Source organism: Streptomyces sp. NPDC045899, from assembly GCF_056431485.1.
The window spans coordinates 1-19,369 of sequence record NZ_JBWKKP010000040.1 but is presented as its reverse complement, the minus strand read 5'-3'; the positions used below and the strand labels follow the sequence as shown (position 1 = coordinate 19,369).

The 19,369-nt window shown below is 70.5% G+C and carries 16 protein-coding genes; 9 read left to right on the top strand and 7 right to left on the bottom strand.

Annotation, left to right across the window (positions count from 1 at the left end; translation table 11 throughout):
• Positions 1 to 72 precede the first annotated feature (72 nt).
• Positions 73 to 3,186 carry a CHAT domain-containing protein gene (locus AC07FT_RS34850; RefSeq protein ID WP_479180125.1) on the top strand — a complete coding sequence of 1,038 codons (3,114 nt, stop codon included), beginning with the start codon at positions 73 to 75 and terminating at the stop codon, positions 3,184 to 3,186.
• Between the two features lie 21 nt (positions 3,187 to 3,207).
• On the opposite strand, the gene AC07FT_RS34845 is transcribed toward AC07FT_RS34850, so the two are convergent.
• Positions 3,208 to 3,783, bottom strand: coding sequence for a TerD family protein (locus AC07FT_RS34845; RefSeq protein ID WP_479180145.1), 576 nt, complete (start codon positions 3,781 to 3,783; stop codon positions 3,208 to 3,210).
• A gap of 115 nt (positions 3,784 to 3,898) precedes the next feature.
• On the opposite strand from AC07FT_RS34845, the gene AC07FT_RS34840 reads away from it, so the two are divergent.
• Both AC07FT_RS34840 and AC07FT_RS34835 read left to right on the top strand, forming a co-directional pair.
• Entirely contained in the window at positions 3,899 to 4,267 is a 369-nt protein-coding gene (locus AC07FT_RS34840; protein WP_254748605.1) for a BlaI/MecI/CopY family transcriptional regulator, read from the top strand.
• Positions 4,264 to 5,169 (top strand): M56 family metallopeptidase, encoded by a 906-nt coding sequence (locus tag AC07FT_RS34835; RefSeq protein ID WP_479180124.1) that lies wholly within the window; start codon positions 4,264 to 4,266, stop codon positions 5,167 to 5,169. The genes AC07FT_RS34840 and AC07FT_RS34835 overlap by 4 nt, the downstream gene beginning before the upstream one ends.
• A 76-nt stretch (positions 5,170 to 5,245) precedes the next feature.
• Here AC07FT_RS34835 and AC07FT_RS34830 read toward each other — a convergent pair whose 3' ends face one another.
• The 3 genes from AC07FT_RS34830 to AC07FT_RS34820 all read right to left on the bottom strand — a co-directional run bounded on the left by AC07FT_RS34830 (position 5,246) and on the right by AC07FT_RS34820 (position 7,051).
• The gene (locus AC07FT_RS34830) at positions 5,246 to 5,923 is read right to left on the bottom strand and encodes a DUF305 domain-containing protein (protein WP_479180123.1); all 678 of its coding nucleotides are present in this window, start codon (positions 5,921 to 5,923) and stop codon (positions 5,246 to 5,248) included.
• Positions 5,924 to 5,991: 68 nt separating this feature from the next.
• A complete protein-coding gene (locus AC07FT_RS34825; protein WP_479180122.1) occupies positions 5,992 to 6,471 on the bottom strand; it encodes a DUF6153 family protein in 480 nt (159 codons plus the stop codon).
• Between the two features lie 100 nt (positions 6,472 to 6,571).
• Positions 6,572 to 7,051 carry a YflT domain-containing protein gene (locus tag AC07FT_RS34820; protein ID WP_254748613.1) on the bottom strand — a complete coding sequence of 160 codons (480 nt, stop codon included), beginning with the start codon at positions 7,049 to 7,051 and terminating at the stop codon, positions 6,572 to 6,574.
• Positions 7,052 to 7,386: 335 nt separating this feature from the next.
• Here AC07FT_RS34820 and murJ point away from each other — a divergent pair, with 335 nt between their 5' ends.
• Positions 7,387 to 8,973 carry a murein biosynthesis integral membrane protein MurJ gene (gene murJ, locus AC07FT_RS34815; RefSeq protein WP_479180121.1) on the top strand — a complete coding sequence of 529 codons (1,587 nt, stop codon included), beginning with the start codon at positions 7,387 to 7,389 and terminating at the stop codon, positions 8,971 to 8,973.
• 60 nt (positions 8,974 to 9,033) lie between these two features.
• On the opposite strand, the gene AC07FT_RS34810 is transcribed toward murJ, so the two are convergent.
• The gene (locus AC07FT_RS34810) at positions 9,034 to 9,318 is read right to left on the bottom strand and encodes a hypothetical protein (protein WP_254748617.1); all 285 of its coding nucleotides are present in this window, start codon (positions 9,316 to 9,318) and stop codon (positions 9,034 to 9,036) included.
• Between the two features lie 114 nt (positions 9,319 to 9,432).
• Between AC07FT_RS34810 and AC07FT_RS34805 the strand changes: the two genes are divergently transcribed.
• Entirely contained in the window at positions 9,433 to 9,801 is a 369-nt protein-coding gene (locus AC07FT_RS34805; protein WP_431772258.1) for an arsenate reductase family protein, read from the top strand.
• Positions 9,802 to 9,887: 86 nt separating this feature from the next.
• Here the strand turns inward: AC07FT_RS34805 and AC07FT_RS34800 are convergent, their stop codons facing one another.
• Positions 9,888 to 11,522 (bottom strand): AMP-binding protein, encoded by a 1,635-nt coding sequence (locus AC07FT_RS34800; RefSeq protein WP_479180120.1) that lies wholly within the window; start codon positions 11,520 to 11,522, stop codon positions 9,888 to 9,890.
• Positions 11,523 to 11,849: 327 nt separating this feature from the next.
• Here AC07FT_RS34800 and AC07FT_RS34795 point away from each other — a divergent pair, with 327 nt between their 5' ends.
• On the top strand, positions 11,850 to 12,671 hold the full coding sequence (locus AC07FT_RS34795) for a hypothetical protein (protein WP_479180118.1): 822 nt from the start codon (positions 11,850 to 11,852) through the stop codon (positions 12,669 to 12,671).
• A 220-nt stretch (positions 12,672 to 12,891) separates the two neighbouring features.
• Positions 12,892 to 14,907, top strand: a complete 2,016-nt coding sequence (locus AC07FT_RS34790) for a M6 family metalloprotease domain-containing protein (protein ID WP_479180117.1) — start codon at positions 12,892 to 12,894, stop codon at positions 14,905 to 14,907.
• 77 nt (positions 14,908 to 14,984) lie between these two features.
• On the opposite strand, the gene AC07FT_RS34785 is transcribed toward AC07FT_RS34790, so the two are convergent.
• Positions 14,985 to 16,418, bottom strand: coding sequence for a M28 family peptidase (locus tag AC07FT_RS34785; protein ID WP_471199602.1), 1,434 nt, complete (start codon positions 16,416 to 16,418; stop codon positions 14,985 to 14,987).
• Positions 16,419 to 16,710: 292 nt separating this feature from the next.
• Between AC07FT_RS34785 and AC07FT_RS34780 the strand changes: the two genes are divergently transcribed.
• Together AC07FT_RS34780 and AC07FT_RS34775 are read left to right on the top strand one after the other, a co-directional pair.
• Complete coding sequence (locus tag AC07FT_RS34780; RefSeq protein ID WP_479180116.1) at positions 16,711 to 17,262, top strand: hypothetical protein; 552 nt, start codon at positions 16,711 to 16,713, stop codon at positions 17,260 to 17,262.
• Positions 17,263 to 17,407: 145 nt separating this feature from the next.
• The coding region (locus AC07FT_RS34775) for a type I polyketide synthase (protein ID WP_479180114.1) at positions 17,408 to 19,369 on the top strand (1,962 nt) is incomplete at its 3' end.

Here is a 19,369-nt window from a genome sequence, read left to right as displayed (position 1 = left end):
GGCGCAGTCTCCTTTTTCACCATTTTCCCGCGCGGCAAGGGACACTTCGGAGAGAATCGCCCAGGGGGCGAGATGAACGAAGAGACCCGTCAGCGGATCCGCGCGGCGATGGCCGCACCCGACCAGAACATCCTCTTCCTGGGCGACCGGCCGGAGTCGGTGCTGTCCCTGGAGACCCTGGGCAATGTGGCGGCCCTCGTGGACGGGGCACGGGACCGCCTCACCTCCGCACAGGCCGGCGCGGCCGAGATGGACCTCGAGGTGCTCTATCTGGCCGCCTGCTACCACGCGGTCCGGGTGAGCCATCTGCCGGGGACCGCCGGGCACTGGGACCACCAGGCGTCGGTGCTCCTCTTCGCGGCGCTCCACGCCGTACGGCCGGAGGCGGTACCCGACCCGCTGCGCGGCGCCTTCGCGGCCCGTCCGCCCGCACCGGCCGCGCCGGGAGAGATGCTGCACGCGGTCGGGCTGGTCCTGTTCGGCGCGAGCGCATCCGCCGCCCACGAGGACGGGCTGTGGCAGGCGGCGGTGCTGATCCAGCACGCGCGCGAGGTGACACCTCCCGGGGAGCTCGACCCCGTCGTGACCTTCAACCTCGGCTCCCTCCTGGCCACGCTGTTCGACCACACCGGGACACGGCAGTTGATCGTGGCCGCCCGCGCTCTGATGCGCGAGGCCGTGGCCGCCATGCCCGACGACCGGCCACCGGCCGCCGCGATGCTGGAGGCGCTCGCCTCCGCCCAGGCCAAGCCGGCCGGGACGGCGGACCCGGCCGGCCACGCCGAGAACCCTGACGCGGGCCTGGGGCGGTACGCCCGTACCGGGGACCTGGGCGGGCTGGACACACTCATCACCACGGTGCGCCGCGAACTGGCCACCACCGCCGGAGACGATCCGGAGCGCCACTCCCACCGGACCAGCCTCGGCAATCTGCTGCGGATGCGCTTCGAGATGACCGGCGACCTCGACGATCTTGAGCAGTCGGTCGGAATGCTGCGCGAGGTGTCGGAGGAGGCGGACGACGCCACCGTCAGACATCTGGCCCACTCCTGGCTGGGGTTGTCCTGTCTCGACCGGTCCATCGCCCTGGGGGACCCGGCCGACCTGGAGCGCGCCACCACCGCCGTCCGCCGCTCCATGGCGGGCACCACTCCCCTGTCACCGCACCACACCCGGCTGCTCACCAACCTGGCCGCCGTCCTGACCCACCGCTTCACCGTCCTCGGTGATCCGGCCGAGATCACCGAAGCCATCCGCCATCTGACCCACGCGGTGGCCGCCACCCCACCGGACCAGTACGACCGTCCCGTCATGAAGATCAAGCTGGCCGTGGCCATGGGCGCCCGCGCCCGGAGCCTGGGGCACCTCGATGAACTCGACCGCGCCGTGCTCGCGTTGCGGGAAGTGATCAGGGAGACCGAGGGCACCGGTCCGCATCCCCAGCTCGCCCGCCTCGAACTGGCCCGCCTGCTGACCGGGCGCAGCGCCCTCAGCGGTGCCCGCGCGGACCACGATGCCGCGGTGGCCGAGTTCCGCGCCACCGCGACGGCACCGACCGAGGACATACGCACCCGCTTGTCCGCGGCCTACCAGTGGGCCATGCGGAGCGCCACATCAGGGCGGCGGGAGGCGGCGCGTCAGGCGTTCACCCTCGCACTGGACGATCTGCTGCCCAAACTGACCGGCCATGCGCTGCCCCGGCGCTCACAGGAGGTGCGGCTGCGCGAACTGCCGCCGCTGGCGTGCAACGCCGCGGCCCTCGAGATCGAGGAGGCCGAGAACACCGAGGACGAGCCGGAGAGGGCCGGACGGCTCGGGGAGGCCCTGCTGCGGCTGGAACAGGGCCGCGGTGTTCTGATGGCACGGGCGTTGCGGCCGCGCGAGCGGTACGCGGAGCTGGCCGGGGTGGCGCCGGAGCTGGCCGCCCGGCTCGATCAGCTGTGCTCGGCCCTGGCCGGGGAGCGCGGCAGCCGTGGCCAACGCCTCGGGTGGTCGGCCGAGTTCGACCGGGTCGTGGCCGAGGTGCGGAAGCTGGACGGCTTCGAGCGGTTCCAGAGCGCGCCGGACCTGGTACGGCTGCGTACCGCCGCGGACGACGGCCCCGTCGTGGTGCTCAACATCGCCGAGTTGCGGTGTGACGCGCTGCTGCTGCGCCCCGGCGGGGACACCGTCGAACGCGTGACGCTGACCGGGCTCACCCGGAGCGATGTCGCCCTCCAGGCCGACGCCTTCCTGGCGGCGGTCCGGGCCCTCGCCTCCCCCGGCATCACGGCGTACGAAGCGACGGCCGAGCGCCTGGCCGTCGAGGACACCCTGACCTGGCTGTGGGAGCACATCACCGGCCCGGTGCTCACCGCCCTCGGCCTCCACGGCGCGGACGCCTCCCGGAACGCGGCGGCGGAAGGCGACGGGCCCAGACTCTGGTGGTGTCCCACCGGACCGCTGTCCCTGCTGCCCCTGCACGCGGCGCGGTGCGCGGAGAACGGCATCTCCGTGTCCGACCTGGTGGTGTCCTCCTACACCCCGACGCTGATGGCGCTCCTGCACGCCCGGGAGCGCGCGGAGCCTCCTCTGCCGGAGACCGGACTGGTCGGAGTGGGGGTGGCCGAACCGCCACCGCCCGCGGACGGTGGCCGGACCCACCCACGGCTGCCCGCCGTGGCGGAGGAGTTGGCCGAGGTGCTCGCGCTCCCGGTGCCGCAGTCGCGGCTGCTGGACGCGGCGGCCACCCCGAAGGCCGTACTCACCGCGCTGCGGGCACACCATCACGCGCATCTGGCGTGCCACGGCGAGTACGACCCCGGCGATCCCTCGAACAGCGGGCTGCTGCTCCACGGCGGGGTTCTCACGGTGCGCGAGCTGGCCACCCGGCGGCTGCCGGACGCCGAGTTCGCCTGTCTGTCCGCCTGCCACACCGCCGCCCCGGGCACCACCCTGGTCGACGAGGTGATCACCCTGGCCTCCGCGTTCCAGCTGTGCGGCTACCGGCATGTGCTGGGCAGCCTCTGGACCGTGCCGGACGCGATGATGCCCCGGGTGGCCGCGCGGGTGTACCGGGAGCTGGGTTCGGCGGGATCGACGGCACGGTCCGCGTATGCCCTGCACCGGGCGGTCCGCTCACTGCGCGGCCAACCGGAATACGCGGCGCCGTGGTTATGGGCGTCAATGATTCATATCGGGCCCTGAACGCGATCCCGCGACCGGCACTCAGGAATAATCCTTGCCCATCAGCCGCGTGAATTCCCCCGGGTCGACATCGAAACCGCGAATGGCGCTCTGCATTCCCCATTCACCCGAGTCATCACGGGTGAATACGGCGACGGTGGCGGCAGTGGCCCCGGAGACACCGGTGAGATCGCTCTCTATCAGCTCGGTGTACCCCTCGGCAATCCGGACGCTGGTGTTCGCGACCTCGCCGAAGGTCTTGCGCCCGGCCCCCTGCTGGATGGCCACGCCCACGACGACCCGGGAGTACTCGCTCGACAGCCGGTCGAGCTCCAGGGTCATGGACTCGTCCACACCGAAGCCCTGACCGGTACGGCTGTCCCTGTTGAGGTTGATGGTGCCGTCGGGCGAGCGGCTGTCGAAGTGGACCAGGTACGCGGGCTCGCCGAACGGCTCGGCGGCGGGGTAGGTCGCGGCGACGATGTCGAGATCATTGGGCGGCTCACCTGTGGGGCTGGGATCCCACTTGAGTGCCACCTCGATTTTCCGGAGACCCTTGTTGAGACCAGTCACCCAGACTTCCCTTCCTCGGTTCGTTCTGCTCCATGACGTATGGATCCCGTCAATCCTATCGCGCGGCAAGGGGAGTTGAGGATTAACGGGAGGCGCCCGCACCGGGCCGATGAGGGGTCTCTACTATGGAGCTGCGTACAAACGGAGGAAGGAAGCGGTCATGCGACGGTTGGGGGAGCTCGAGGCGGAGATCATGGACCGCCTCTGGGCGTGGCGACGTCCCACGACGGTGCGGGAGATCGTGGACGACATCAATGTGCAGCGCCCCGTCGCCTATACCACAGTCATGACCGTGGCCGGCATCCTCTACAACAAGGGCTGGCTGCTGCGCGCCAAGGAGGGCCGCGCCTGGGTGTACTCACCGGTGCGCAGCCGCGAGGAGTACACCGCCGCGCTGATGGAGGACGCGCTCGGCACCAGTGACGACCGCCCCGCCGCCCTCGCCCACTTCGTGCGGCAGATGGGCCCGGAGGAGGTCAACGCCCTACGCAAGGCGCTGCGGGCGGCGGGAAAGCGGCCGCAGGCGTGACCGACGCGCTCGCGCTGGTCTGCTACGCGGCCGTGGTCGGCGTGCTGACACCGAAGGCCCTGGCCCGCGGCACCTGGTCACACCGCTTCCCCGCCCTGGCTGTCGCGATGTGGCAGGGTCTGGCCGTGTCGTTCACTCTCGCGGTGGCATTGGCCAGTTACCACCTCATCGCCCCAACCGGGCATCTTCATAATGGAATGTCCGGCTTGCTCCGCTTCTGTGGGGTGCCCTTCGCCACAGATGTCCCCGGTCTCACGGGCGTTCCGGCCGCCGCGGTACCGGTCGGTGTGATGCTCCTGCCCTTGATGTGCTTCGGCTTTCATCTGCTGCGGGCCCGGCACGCCCGCGCCCGCCACCGGAGCGTGCTGGACCTGGTGGGGCGCCGCTCGGCGCGACTGCGCGCCACGGTGCTCGACCACGAGACACCGGTGGCGTACGCGCTGCCCGGCCGCCGCCCGCGGATCGTGGTGAGCTCCGGCACCCTGCGGATACTGTCGCCCGCCCAGCTGGACACCGTGCTGGCGCATGAGCGCGCCCATGTCACAGGCCGCCACCATCTGGCGCTGGCCGCGGCCGAGGCGTTCGCCACCGCCTTCCGCCGGCTGCCGTTGGCCCGTACGACAAGGGAGCAGACGGCGCTGCTGCTGGAGATGGCGGCGGACGACCGGGCGCTGCGCAGCCATCCGCGCGAGGTGCTGGCCTCGGCCCTGTACGCGATGGCCGAGAGCAGGGCCCCCCGGGGCGCGTTCCTCGTCGGCGGCCCGGACGCCCTGGTCCGTCTGCGGCGGATGCTGGCTCCGCGTGGACCGGCGCGGCCGGTGGTGCGCGGCGCGCTGGCCGCCGGGGCCGCGACCGTACCGCTGCTGCCGGTCCTGGCCTGCTGTCTGCCGGGCCTGGGCTAGGCCGTGTCGTTCGGATTTTCGGCGCGACCGCCGTGGCTCCGGACCGGGCGGGACCGGAGCCACGGGGGTGCCACGGTCAGACCCGGTCGACGACGGTGCGCAGGGTGGTCACCTCCGCGGACTGGCCGGTGACGATGTCACCGGCGAGCTCCTTGGCGGCGGTGTTGCGCCCGTTCTCGCGCTCCTTCTTCGCCATGGCGATGGCACCCTTGTGGTGCTTGATCATCAGACGGGCGAAGGCCCGGTCGAAGGCCGCACCCTCGGCCGCTTCGAGCCGGTCCATCTCCTGCTGCGACATCATGCCGTCCATGCCGTGCCCGCCATCCGAGCCGTGATCCATGCCCGGCATACCGCTCGCGGAGCTCGGCTGCGGTGCGCCCCAGGACTTCAGCCAGGACCTCATCGTCCTGATCTCCGGGCCCTGGGCCTTCTCGATCCGTCCGGCCAGCCGTGTGACCTGGGCATCCGACGCCCGGTCAGCGGCCAGCCGGGCCATGTCCAGCGCCTGCTGGTGATGCGGAATCATCTTCTGCGCGAAATGGATATCCGCGTCATTGAACGCACCCTTCGCGGAGCGGGTGTCCGCCGGGGCGGAGGCCGAGGAGCGCGCCGAGGAGTGTGCGCTCCCGTGCTCCGTACGCTCCTCGGCGCCGGAGCCGCACGCGGCGAGCAGCAGTCCCGCCGTGAGGGTGGCGGCCGCCACCGTGAGACGGCGAGGGAGCGGCCGTCGGCGGGCAGGGGTGATTGCGGTCATGTTCGATGCACCTCATGTGCCGTGATGGTCGGTTCTGTGGCTGTTCTGGCGCGATGACGCGATTCGGCCTATATCCGCAGAACCGACAGGGCGACGAGGTCGGGCCCGGGCGAGGGAGCCCGGAGCCGTACGGTGGCGCCCGGCGGGGCAGCGGCCTCCGGGGGCGGTCCACGACGGCTGGCGAGAGCCGCGCAGAGCAGGCTCATGAGCACCCAGACCCCGAGCACCGCCACACAGAGCGAGGCCATGTCCATCATGGCCAGGGGCTCACGGGGCTCGACCAGGGGCGCGACATCAGCCGGCACCGTCAGCTCGACCTGCTGATGTCCGCCGTGGAGGCTCATGGCGCGGCCGTGCTCCTGGGGGACGCCATGGCCGGGCGAGGCGTGCGGGGCCACGGCGGCGTGGTGCGCCGGGCCGCCCGCACCGGAGCCGGAGTCACCGTCGGGGTGCCCCACGGTGTGCATCACCATGACACCCATGGCCAGGACGACCATCAGCAGCAGCCGGGGGACGACACCCCCGCGCACCCGTCCGCCGATGTTCACCGCTACCCCTCCCGTGCCGGCACATGCCGCTTCGAAGGGACACCTTACTCCTAAGGCGATTAGTACGCGCGAGGGGGTACCCCGGGGACACCGGAGGCCGTCAGTCCTCCCGCCAGCCGAGCTTGATCAGCATGTTCTTCGCCTCTTCCGCCACCTCGGCATCGGCGACCACGTCGTACCGGGCGGCCACGATCTGGCTGCGTGAGGCGAAGTCGCGATGCCCGCCGGTGACGGCGTGGCTCACGAATCCGAAGATCGCGCCGAACACCGCGCCGTAGACGATACCGCTGATGATCAGCAGGATGACGTTGTGCTCACCGGCCGCGAACACCGACAGCAGCAGTCCGATCAGCAGACCGAACCAGGCACCCGCACCGGCACCGGCCAGTGCCGCCCGGCCACGGGTGAGCCGCCCGAGCACCGTTTCCACCATGCGCAGATCCGAGCCGATGATCGCCGTGTGCTCCACCGGGAACTTGTTGTCGGACAGGAAATCGACGGCGCGCTGGGCCCCGGCGTAGTTCGCGTACGAGCCGACGACCGGACGGTCGACCACCGCCGAGGGCGTGTGCTGGGTCATCGCAAGGCTCCCTCCGTCAAGGAGAGCCTGCGTCCAGAGCGCCCGCCCCGCAACGGGAAGCGACATACCGGCACATACCCGCTACAATGCAAATCTTTCACCGAAGGCATGGCAAGGGACCTCCTCCTTCCTGCCGGTGCCGCCGGAATTCCCCGGGCCAGCCGTGTTCACCCTTTCCCGCCACCCCTCCCCCACCGGAAAAGGCGTCCCGAACACCCCGGTAGATTGCCCCCATGATCGAGAAGTCAGGGGCTGGGACGGATTCACGGTCACGGGGGGAGCGGGAACGCGGACGGCACTCCGCTCGGACGCGGGGTGACGGCGGGGGCGGGCTGATGCGCTCGTCGATGCTGATGGCACTCGGCACGATGGTGTCCCGGGCGACAGGGCTGATCCGGCAGGTGCTCCAGGCCGCGGCACTCGGCACCGGTCTGCTGGCCAGTACGTACAACACCGCCAACACCGTGCCGATGAGCCTGTACACGCTGCTGATCGGCGGCGCCCTCAATTCGGTACTGGTGCCCCAGCTGGTACGCGCCCGCGCCGAACAGCCCGACGGCGGCCAGGCTTATGAACAGCGCCTGGTCACCCTGGTGATCTGTGTACTCGGTGTCGGCACCCTGCTCTCCGTATGGGCCGCGCCGGAGATCGTCAGTGTCTACCGGGACGACTCTCCGAACACCCATGCCGCCTTCGAGCTCACCGTGGTCTTCGCACGCTTCCTGCTGCCGCAGATCTTCTTCTACGGCGTGTACTTCATGATGGGCCAAGTCCTCAACGCCCGTGGGAAGTTCGGGGCGATGATGTGGACCCCGGTGCTCAACAACGTCATCCTCATCGCCATGTTCGGGTGGTACGTCGGACTACTGGCCGCGCCCGAGCGGGTGGAGGACATCACCGGGGCGCAGGTACGGCTGCTGGGGATCGGCACCACCATCGGTATCGCGCTCCAGGCCCTCGCGCTCGTTCCGTACGTCCGTGCCGCCGGCTTCCGCTTCCGGCCGCGGTTCGACTGGCGGGGCACCGGACTGCGCAAGAGCCTGTCGGCGGCCCGCTGGACCCTGCTGCTCGTGGTGGCCAATCTGGTGGCGCTGACGGTGGTCACCAACTTCGCCAACGCGGCCGACCAGCAACTCCCCACCTCCGGAGTGGGCTACTCCGCCTACTCCTACGCACAGACCATCTGGCTGCTGCCCCAGTCGATCGTCACCGTCTCGCTGGTCACGGCGCTGCTGCCGCGGATGAGCCTGGCTGTGGCCGAACACCGGCTGGACGATGTGCGCCATGACCTCTCCCGCGCGCTGCGGACCAGTGGCGTGGTGATCGTGCCCGCCGCCTTCTTCTTCCTGGCCTTCGGTCCGCAGATAGCCCAACTGCTCTTCGCGCACGGCTCCTCGGACCCCACCAGCGCACTGCCGCTGGGGCAGATGCTCCAGGCCTTCGGCCTCGGCCTGATCCCGTACTCGGCCCAGTACCTGTTGCTGCGCGGCTTCTACGCCTTCGAGGACACCCGTACCCCGTTCTGGATGGCGGTGTGGATCAGCGGGGTGAACATCGCCCTGGCGGTGTCCTGCCATCTGCTGCTCCCGGCGCGCTGGTCGGTGACCGGTATGGCCGCCGGTTACGCCGTGTCCTACGCGGTGGGGCTGCTGTTCACCGCACTGCGGCTACGGCGCCGGCTGGACGGCCGGCTGGACGGCAAACGGCTGTGCCGCACCTACGGCAAGCTGACCACGGCCGCGGTGGCGGCCGCCGGGCTCGGCTGGCTGGTGGCCCGCGGCTGCTCCACCGCCGTGGACTCCCCGGCCTGGGCTCCCGTCCTGGGGCTGGCCGGCGGGTGCGTCACCATGGCGCTGCTGTTCCTCGTACTCGCGCGGGTGCTGCGGATCGGCGAACTGCGGAGCCTGCCGGGCCTCGGCTGACGCCCGGTGCCACTGGGGCTGCCCACCGCGCCGGATCGGGCGCGGCGGGCAGCGGATCGGTCAGCGGCTGTCGTGGCGGATGAGGGAGCGCACCATGCGGCAGGTGGTGTCGGAGGGCGGATGCACCCCGATCCGGGCCGCGGTGGTGCGTATCCTGCGGTTGGGCGCCTGCTCGGCGCGGTACACACCGGAGTTGAGCAGTGCGACGGCCAGACGCATGGCCTTCAGCCGACGGTTGTGCGACTCGTACCACTCACGCGGACGGCCCGCGGGCATCCGCTTCCTCGGCAGGGTCGGAAAGCTCGGCAGGTCCGGAAGAGGTGTTGCGGCAGCGGCCATCGGCATCCTCCTGAGACGGTGGGGAACCTTCCCTTTCACTGCCTCCATTCTACGGCTGGGCACTGACAAAGGCCCCTGGTCAGACCGGGTCTGAACCGGTTCCGCGATACGGTGTGCGGCATGGAGATCTGGATCAACCCGGCCTGCTCGAAATGCCGTAGCGCGCTCACCCTGCTCGACGCCGAGGGCGCGGGATACACCGTCCGCCGCTATCTCGACGACGTACCGAGCCAGGACGAGATCCGGGCGGTGCTGGAGCGGCTCGGGCTCGAACCGTGGGACATCACCCGCACCCAGGAGGCGGCCGCGAAGGAACTCGGGTTGAAGGACTGGCCCCGCGAGGAGGGTGCGCGGGACCGCTGGATCGCGGCGCTGGCGGAGCACCCCAAGCTGATCCAGCGGCCGATCATCACCGCGGACGACGGCTCGGCGGTGGTGGGACGCACGGAGGAGGCGGTGCGGGAGGCGCTGTCGCGCTCCCGGTCCTGACCCCGGCGGACCGGACGACCGTTGCCCCGGCTCGCGTGCGGTGTGCACGGCGGCCGGGGCCACGGTCCGGGCGAGGCTTCGGTGGCTCAGCGGCCCCGGCCTGAGGTCGCCTGCGGACGCAGCAGGAAGCGCTGTGTCTTCCCGCTGGAGGTCTTGGGGAGTTCCGCGACGAAGTGGACGGTCCGCGGGTACGCGTGCTTGGCGAACCGCTCCCGGACCAGCTGCTGGAGCTCGGCGGCGAGCGCGTCCCCGGGCTCCGTTCCCGGGCGCAGCACCACGAACGCCTCGACGACCTCGCCGTACTCCTCGTGGGGCACGCCGACCGCGGCGGCCTCCGCCACGGTCGGGTGTTCCAGCAGCACGCTCTCGACCTCGAACGGGCCGATGCGGTAGCCCGCCATGAGGATGACGTCATCGCCGCGTCCGGAGAAGAACAGATCGCCGTCCTCGTCCCGCGCGGCGGTGTCACCGGTGTAGAACCAGCGGCCGTCCGGGCTGAACTTCTCGGCGGTCTGCTCCGGCGCCTCACGGTAGCCCTGGAACCACATCAGCGGGCTGGCGGGGATGTCGATCACGACACGGCCGGGGACGTCCGTCTTGGCCTCGGCGGAGTTGGTGTCCTCGCGGAGCACCTTGACCTCCCAGCCGGGCATCGGCCGGCCCATGGAGCCGGGCTTGATGCCGGTGCGCAGGTCCGGGTGCCACGCGTGGGTGATCGCCATGCCCAGTTCGGTGGCGCCGTAGTGGTCGCGCACCGGGACACCGAGCGTCTCCCGCGCCCATTCCACGACGTCCGGGGGCAGCGGCTCACCGGCCGCGGAGCAGCAGCGCAGCCGCAGGCCGGCGGGGACGGGCAGATCCGAGCCGCGCAGCTTGCGGTAGACGGTGGGCCCGGCGGCGAAGTTGGTGACGCCGTACCGGGAGAGCACGGCCCAGGTGGACTCGGCGGAGAACAGGCTGTTGAAGAGCAGGCTGCGCTGTCCGAGGGCGAGCGGCCCGATGATGGCGTAGTAGAGGCCGTAGGCCCAGCCCGGGTCGGCGGCGTTCCAGAACACGTCATCGGGACGCTGCTCCAGGCCGAATTCCTGGTACATGGTGAAGCCCGCGACCGCCCGGAGCGGGATCGGGACGGCCTTGGGGGTGCCCGCGGTGCCGGAGGTGAACAGCTCCACGATCGTGGCGTCGCCGCCCAGGGCCGCCGGCTCGGCCTGCGGTGCGCCGCCCGCCTCCAGCTCGGCGAAGCCGAGGTCGTTCCCCTCGACCGGGCCGGTGGTGACGATCCGCCACGACCGCTCGGCGGCGGAGCCGGACTCCAGGTCCAGCTTCGGGCGCTGATCGGCGTCGGTGATCACGGCCTTGGTGCCGTTGCCCGTGATCCGCAGCGCGATGGCGGGCGGTGCGAACGCGGTGAACAGCGGGACCTGGACGGCTCCGAGGCGCCAGATCGCGAGCGTCGCGACCAGCAGTTCGGCGGACTTGCCCATGAGGGTGGCGACACGGTCGCCGACCCCGACCCCCAGGTCCGCCAGCGCCCCGGCCATACGCGCCGAGCGGTCGCGCAGCTCACCGAACGTCATGTCATAGCCGGTCAGATCCTTGCCCACCAACGTGAACGCCACGGCGTCGGCCGGGTGCCTGTCGCACAACAGGTGTGCGGTGCTCGCCGCCGGCTCACCGAAGGTCTTGAGCAGGTCAGCCATACGCTGTTCTGGGCTGGTCAAGAGGGCTCCTAGTGCTGGTTTCCACGAGTCGCGCCAGACGGAAAGCCGGTCGGTGGGGCCGCCCGGTCCGGAGGAGCGCGGGTGCACGCGCTTTCCGGATGTGCTGATCCCGAGGGTGCCGGACCGCGTTCCCGGGCCTTTCAGCAGCCTCCCGTTGGCCTGTACACGCTATCGCGCTTTGTCACCTGCTCGGCAGCCGTCCGAGGGTAGGGAACACACGTGTTGCCGATCGGCGTCCGCTTCGCCCCCAACGCCCGCATCAGCCGCTCCCGCTCACCGCGCGTCCCGGCGCGCCGCGCCCGCCGCCACGTGGGTAGCGTGTTCCCCATGTGCATCTCGATGGCCCCGGCCGGCTTCTCCGGCACCACGGTGTACGCGGGGCGCCGCCACCACCCGGAACACGGTCTGATCCATGTGCTGGGCTATCAGAACACTTCGGTCAATCTGGCCACCGGGCCCAACGCGATGCTGCTGCATCTGCCCGCCCTCCCCATGGCCCGGGAGAACTTCCTCTCCGTGGGGACGTCGGACGACATCCTGCAACGCATGGTGGACGCGGTGCGTCCGATCCCGGTGGCGGCGCCCGCGACGATGGACTGGATGAGCCGGGGCCCCGGGCCGCGGGTGGCGGTGTTCGACCACGACGTCTACACGGTGCTGCTCGCCCGCGACGCCACCGCCATCCCCGAGGCGCTGTACCAGGTGAAGCCCCGTAAACGGCCCCGGCTGGATCCCCGGCTGCTGGAGTTCTACGCGGAGCGGTATCCGTGCCACACCATCGCGGTGTGCTGTTTCGACAACGGCGACGCACAGCGAGCCAAGCCCCTGCTGATGTGGTACGAGCCCCTGGATCCGGACCAGTTGACGCTGCCCGCGCTGGACTGCCACACCGGCGGACCGCCCGATCCGGACGCCGAGGTGCCGGTGGACCACTGGGTGCTGTTCGGCACCGACGAGGCCCCGGAGGGCTGGGGCGAGCCCGTCGACTATCCCGCGGGCATGCGCCACACGTTGCGCGGGTTCCTCCCCGATACGGTGATGGGCGCCTACTACGGGCAGGAAGCCCTGCCCAACGGGGACTTCACCCTGACCCATGAGGATCTGCTCGCCGGCGACCTGGACCGCGTCGGCCGGCTGCGACCGGTGTGATCCCGGGACGGACCGCTCCGTCCGGCCGCGGCTGAGTCGCGGCCGGATCCCGTGCCGCGCCCCGCGCGGCCGTCACAGCGGCACTCTGGCGCCTCCCTCTCCCCCGGCTTACCTTGTTCAGCGGTAGGCATACCGTTCGCATGGCTTGTCATGTCTGAGCCCCAAGACGCCCGACAAGAGGTGAGCCTTGTTCCTGCGCCGAAGACGAGCCCGCCGCTCAGTGCTCGTCGCCACCGTCCTCGCCACCGTGGCGGCCGTCGCCGCCGGCCCCGCCCGCGCCACCGCCGACGGCGCACCGTCGGCCCGGCCCACCGGTCCTCCGCTCATGCGGCCGATCGACCCCCAGAACTGGCGCAATCCGGACGACATGACCTGGGCCGACCACCGCGCCGTCCCCGGTACCGACTGGGCCGACCCGTCGGTCGAACCCACCCAGCGCACCTTCAAGGGCGCGCTGGTGCTCCTGGACTACCCCGATGAGGAGTTCACGGTCAGCCGCCCGGCCGGATCGAACCGGTTCGGCAATCCGCAGACCAGCGCCGCCGGTATCCCCCGTGACCGCCTCCCCGGCTTCTACCGGGACTTCCTCAACACACCGGGTCCGCTCAACCACGGTCACACCATCAATGAGTACTGGATGGAGGACTCCGGTGGCCGTATCGGCGTGGATCTGACCGCCTTCGGCGTCTACCGCATGCCGTCGAAGTCGTACCAATACGGGGTCGAGGAGTCCATGAACCCGGGCGCCTGCCCGTCCGGGGACACCTGCGGCAAGGACATCCGCGCCGACGCCAAGGCGGCGTGGACCGGGGACATCGGCTCCGGTGAGGCGTCGAAGTTCGACTTCGTGTTCTACCTCACCGCCGGGGAGGACGAGTCCTCCACCTGGCAGGAGTTCGGTCCGATGAAGTTCGCGAGCGCGGGCGACGTCCCCGCGGCGTGGGGCCCGCCGGTGTCCACCGGGAACAACGCGGCCAGGACCCGCTACGTCCCGTGGACCTCCTGGCAGGCCGCCGCCCGAATCTGGCCGAACGCCTCGGACGGTTCGTCCCTCCAGGCCGAGAGCTCCGGTATGGCCGTGTACGCCCATGAGCTGAGCCATATCCTGGGCATCGGGGACAACTACAACAACCCGTACGGGACCCCGCTCAGCCGTGCCTACACCGGTATCTGGGGCATGCTCTCCCGTGGTTCGTTCAACGGTCCGGGAGGCCCGCACACCCGCTGGCGGATCCCCGCCACCGCGGGGGGTTCGATGGGTGCCCAGCACGTACTGCGCGACAAGCTGAAGCTGGGCATCGTGGACGAGCGCAACGTCCTGCGCCTGGACCGCGCCGCCCTCGACGACTCCGGTCTCGTCACCGCCCGGGTCACCGCGCGCTCGGCGCCACCGGGGAGGAAGGGACTCTCCGGGGTGACCGTGGCGATGGACAAGGACCTCTCCCCGCCCTGCGACCGCGGCACCGATCCGCTGTGCGACGGCGGCGGCTACGACCACTACACGCTCGAGGTGGTGGACCGGATGGGCATGGACTCCTTCACACCCGACAACGGCGTACTGATCAGCAAGACCAAGGAGCAGGACCGGGCACCGTTCGCATGGGTCGTCGACGCGCATCCCGAGGACATCGACCTCGTGGACTTCACACGTCCCGACGGCACCCCGCAGAAGATCACCATGGGCGACTACCGCCAGCTCAGCGATGCGCTCTTCCACGCCGGGGCCGACTCCGGCAGCCAGTACGAGTACGTGGACAAGGCCAACCGGCTGCACTTCTACGTCCTCGATCTGCACCGCACCCGGTCCGGAGTGCTGTCGTACACCGTGGCCGTCCGCTCCCTCGACGGCGACGGGGCACAGCGGCGGGGGCTGACCGTCCGCCGTGGCCAGCCGGCCGGTGAACCGTCCGGTGGCCCGGCCCGGTGCACCTTCGCCCTCGCCAACACCGGTGACACCGCGCCCCCGCGGGACCACCGGTCCGGGACCGCCGCCGCCTCCACCACCTCCGATGTGTACCGGCTGTCGGCCACGACCGCCGGGCGGGGCTGGTCCGCCTGGCTGCCCAACCGGCTGGCCACCGCCGAGGCCGGATCCTCGGTGGACGTGAATGTGGCCGTGTCCGCGAAGAAGGGCGCCGACCGGCACGGCACGGTGCTCCTCACCGCGCGTTCCGAGAGCGACCCCCGCAGGACCGCCACGGCGCGCTGCGCCCTGACGGCCTCCGGTGGCCGCTAGACACCCGCACGACCGGACGTGAGGACGACGACGGCCCGCCGGATTCCGGCGGGCCGTCGTCGTCCTCACGTACCTGGCTAGGAGGTCGTGTCCTGGGCGTTCTCGATCGGCACCCGGAGGGTGTCCGGTTCACATCCGGCCGTCCCCGCGATGATGCGCGCCGCCCCCATGGTCAGCGGCACCAGGCTCCGCTCGTCCACCATCTCCGGGGTGTCCCGCGGATCGAAGATGTACATCGGAGTGGTGATCAACTGCACCAGGGGGACCCCGGTGTAGTAGAAGTACGCCCCGTCGGTCGCGGGGTTGGGCGCGAACGCCGTCGGCGACAGGATCCACGAACGCCGCAGGTCCTCCGCCGCGATGGAGTCCGCCACCAGCTTTTCCAGCCGCGGCGCCTGGGTGGTGAACCACCAGCGCACCTCGGGGTCGTCGGTGGGCACGACCTCACCGTCGACCACCACCGCCTCCCGTGCGGCGTGTTCCAGGTGCATCTCCAGGACCACCTCGGGGAACAGCTCCGGATGCGCCGCGATGAAGGCCTGGGTGCCCGCCGCACCGGCCATATGGCCGGAGGTGAGCACGAACAGCATGTTGTGCGGCCGCAGTTCCCGTGGCACGGACGCCCAGAACCTGGCCTGGGCCAGTACGAGGGCGACACCGGAGGCGTCCTCCACGGCCGAGGCCCACGGACCGTCGTGGTGGGAGCCGACGATCACCCAGTGGTCAGAGGCGCCGGGAAGCGTCCCCACCACGTTGTGGGTGGTCTCCTCGGTGAGCGTGGCGTCGGAGACGATCCGCCCCTCACACGACCCGGACGCCATCAGCTCACGGACCCGCGCCCCGTCCTGCCCGCTCAGCCAGATACCGGGGATGGACCGCGGCTCCGCGTCATAGGGCCAGTAGAAGTCACTGGTCTCCCAGGGCAGTCCGGTGAGCAGACCGACATAGGCGGTCGCGCCGTCCTTGATGGCGATGTCGAAGTCCAGGACGTGCGGCAGGTCGAACGGGACCGTCTGGACGAGATCGGGGAACACACCCTCGGGGTCGTAACAGTCGGTGGCCCGTGCCTGCACCTCCGTCTGCGGAAGCCGGGTGAAGCCGATCTCCTGGACGGCGATGCCCCCGCGCACCTCCCCCTCCTCCATCCGGACGAGGTGCCCCTCGGTCCCTTCGGTGGGGGTGGTGTACGGCAGGGCGAGCCCGGAGAAGCGGGTGACCTCATCGGGACGGTCGGTCGGCCAGATCTCGAAGGTGGCCGACCGCGGCCGCCAGACCGGGGTGTCCAGCGGCTCCAGCCGAACGTCCTCGAGACCCGTCTCCCGGAACTGGTCGGCGGCCCACTCCTCGGTCCAGCTGTCGGCCGGATAACCCGCCCGGCGAATGCCCTGGCTGACGATCAATTCGATCCAGGTCATCATCTCCTTCGAGGTGGGTGCCCGGTCGATGTACTTTTCCAGGGCCTGCCAGCCCGGTGTGGCCGAGGACTCGTCCAGTCCGCCAGAATCGCCCATCGCCATCCTCCTCATCGCGAACGTCCGGTTCATGGTCGGCGATATCACTAAAGCTGGGCTAAGGCCATGGGCCTAGGCGCGCGTTAGATCACCTTTAGTGAGGCCGCAAATGATGGTCGCGGTATCGGCGCCGGCAGGGATCGCAGGCGCCGGACCGGAGGTCAGGCCCCGATTACCGGTGGAGTTGAGTGTGCTTACCCACAGAACAGACGGACAGGATCCGCGTCCCCCGGCCCGAGGGGCGCGGTGGATCCGGCGGCACGTCCCCGTCGGCGTGGTCGGCCTCGCGGCCGTGAGCGTGGTCGCGCTCACCGTGAGCCCGGTGAACGCCGAGCCCGACACCAAGGGCAAGAAGCCGCCACGGTCCACCAACCCGCTGCCCGCGCCGCCCCAGATGCGCGATCTGGACTTCCTGCTCGGCACCTACACCTGTGACTACACCCCGCCGCCGGGCGGAAAGCCCGCGGTGCTCCGCATGACCACCAAGAAGGCCATGGGCGGCCATTACTACTACACCGACGCCACCCTGGAACCGGGACAGGTCGTCGGCCGTTCCTCTTTCGGCTGGAATCCCGTCGACAAGACCTTCATCAACCAGTACCACGACAACTGGGGATCCTCGGGTACTTACACCTCCTCGGGCTGGAAGAACGGTCATCTCATTTTCAAGGGACCGCTCAACCAGGTGGTCAAGCCGGACGCCAGCGGAAACACCGAGGGAATCAAACTGGGGCTGGTGGACGACTACCAGATCCTCGGGCCGGGACATTTCAAGGACAACACCAGCTTCACCTTCCCCGACGGGAACGTCCTGCGGGGCAGTTACGACTGCCGACGCGGCTAGCGCGGCGCGCGGGCCGGGCGCCCGGCCCTGACCGGGCGCGCACCGGCTCCGTCCCGCCCATTCCGTTCCCGCAGCACCGCGTTCACCGCTCGGTCCCGACCACTCGTTCCGCCGGTTCTCGTCGAGGGAAGTGGGTACGCCGCCAATGGCGAACAACGAAGAGAGGCTTCTCGACTACCTGAAGCGCGTCACGGCGGACCTGCGTCAGACTCAGCGCCGCTTGAAGGACGCGGAGTCGGCCGGGCACGAGCCGGTCGCCATTGTCGGGATGGCATGTCGATTCCCCGGGGGCGTACGGTCACCCGAGGAACTGTGGGAGCTCGTCGCCGCGGAGCGGGACGCCATCACCGAGCTCCCGACGGACCGCAATTGGGACGTGGACAACCTCTTCGACCCCGACCCGGAACACCCCGGCACCAGCTATTGCCGCGAGGGCGGGTTCCTCGACGATCCCGCCGGATTCGACGCCGCGTTCTTCGGTATCAGCCCGCGCGAGGCACTGGGGATGGCACCACAGCAACGGCTGGCCCTGGAGGCGTCCTGGGAGGCCGTCGAGCACGCCGGTATCGACCCTGAATCGCTGCGGGGCAGCACCACCGGCACCTTCATCGGCTGTGACCACCTCGACTACTGCTCCGACGCCTCACAGGTGCCCGAGGGCTCCGCCGGCTACTTCACCATCGGCAACTCGGCCAGTGTGGTGTCCGGCCGGGTCGCGTACGCCCTCGGCCTCGAGGGAGCCGCGGTCACGGTGGACACCGCGTGCTCCTCGTCCCTGGTGGCCATGCACCTGGCGTGCCAGGCGATCCGGCAGGGCGAATGCGAACTGGCCCTGGCGGGCGGTGTCGCCGTGATGTCCTCGACGGCGCCGTTCATCGGCTTCAGCGAACTGCGCGGCCTCGCCCCGGACGGCCGCTCCAAGGCATTCTCCGCGGACAGCGACGGTATGACGCTGTCCGAGGGTGTCGGTGTGCTGCTGCTGGAGCGGCTGTCCGACGCCCAACGCAACGGTCACCGCGTGCTGGCGGTGATCCGGGGCACGGCCGTCAACCAGGACGGTGCCAGCAACGGACTGACGGCGCCCAACGGTCCGTCGCAACAGAGGGTGATCCGACAGGCGCTCGCCAACGCCCGGCTGACCGCCGCCGAGGTGGACGCGGTCGAGGCGCACGGCACCGGCACCACCCTGGGCGACCCGATCGAGGCCCAGGCGCTCCTGGCCACCTACGGGCAGGAACGCCCGGACGGACAACCGCTGCTGCTGGGGTCCATCAAGTCGAACATCGGCCATGCGCAGATGGCCGCGGGCGCGGCAGGCGTGATCAAGATGGTGATGGCGATGCGGCATGAACTGCTGCCCGCCTCGCTGCACATCTCGGAACCGACCCCGCACGTGGACTGGAGCGCCGGGGACGTCCGGCTGCTCACGGAGGCCACACCGTGGGCGCGGGCCGACCATCCGCGCCGGGCGGGGGTGTCCTCGTTCGGCATCTCCGGCACCAATGCCCATCTGATCCTCGAGCAGGCGCCGGAGGTATCCGCTCCTCCGGCGGTGGCGGCGGTGGACGGCGGGGCGGTGGCCGGGCCGGTGCCGTGGGTGGTGTCGGCGCGGAGCGCGGAAGCCTTGCGCGGCCAGGCGATAGCCCTGGCCGGCCACCTCGACGGTGACACGGGCGTGTCTCCGGCCGAGGTGGGCTGGTCACTGCTCAGCTCACGGACCCTGTTCGACCACCGCGCCGTGGTCATCGGCTCCGAACGCGGAGAACTGGTAGCCGGGCTGGAGGCATTGGCCGCGGGGGAACCGCACCCGGGTGTGGTGAATCCCGGAGGGGTCACGCCCGCGGTGGGCCAGACGGTGTTCCTGTTCAGTGGGCAGGGCAGTCAGCGGCCGGGCATGGGTGCCGAACTGTATGACCGCTTCCCGGTCTTCGCCGAAGCCTTCGACGAAGTCTGCGCTCTCCTCGATCCACAGTTGGAGCACCCGCTGCGCGAGGTGGTCTTCAACACCGACCACGCGGAGTTGCTGGACCACACCACCTACGCCCAAGCCGGACTGTTCGCCCTGCAGGTGGGACTCGCGCGACTCCTCGCCTCGGTAGGCGTCCAC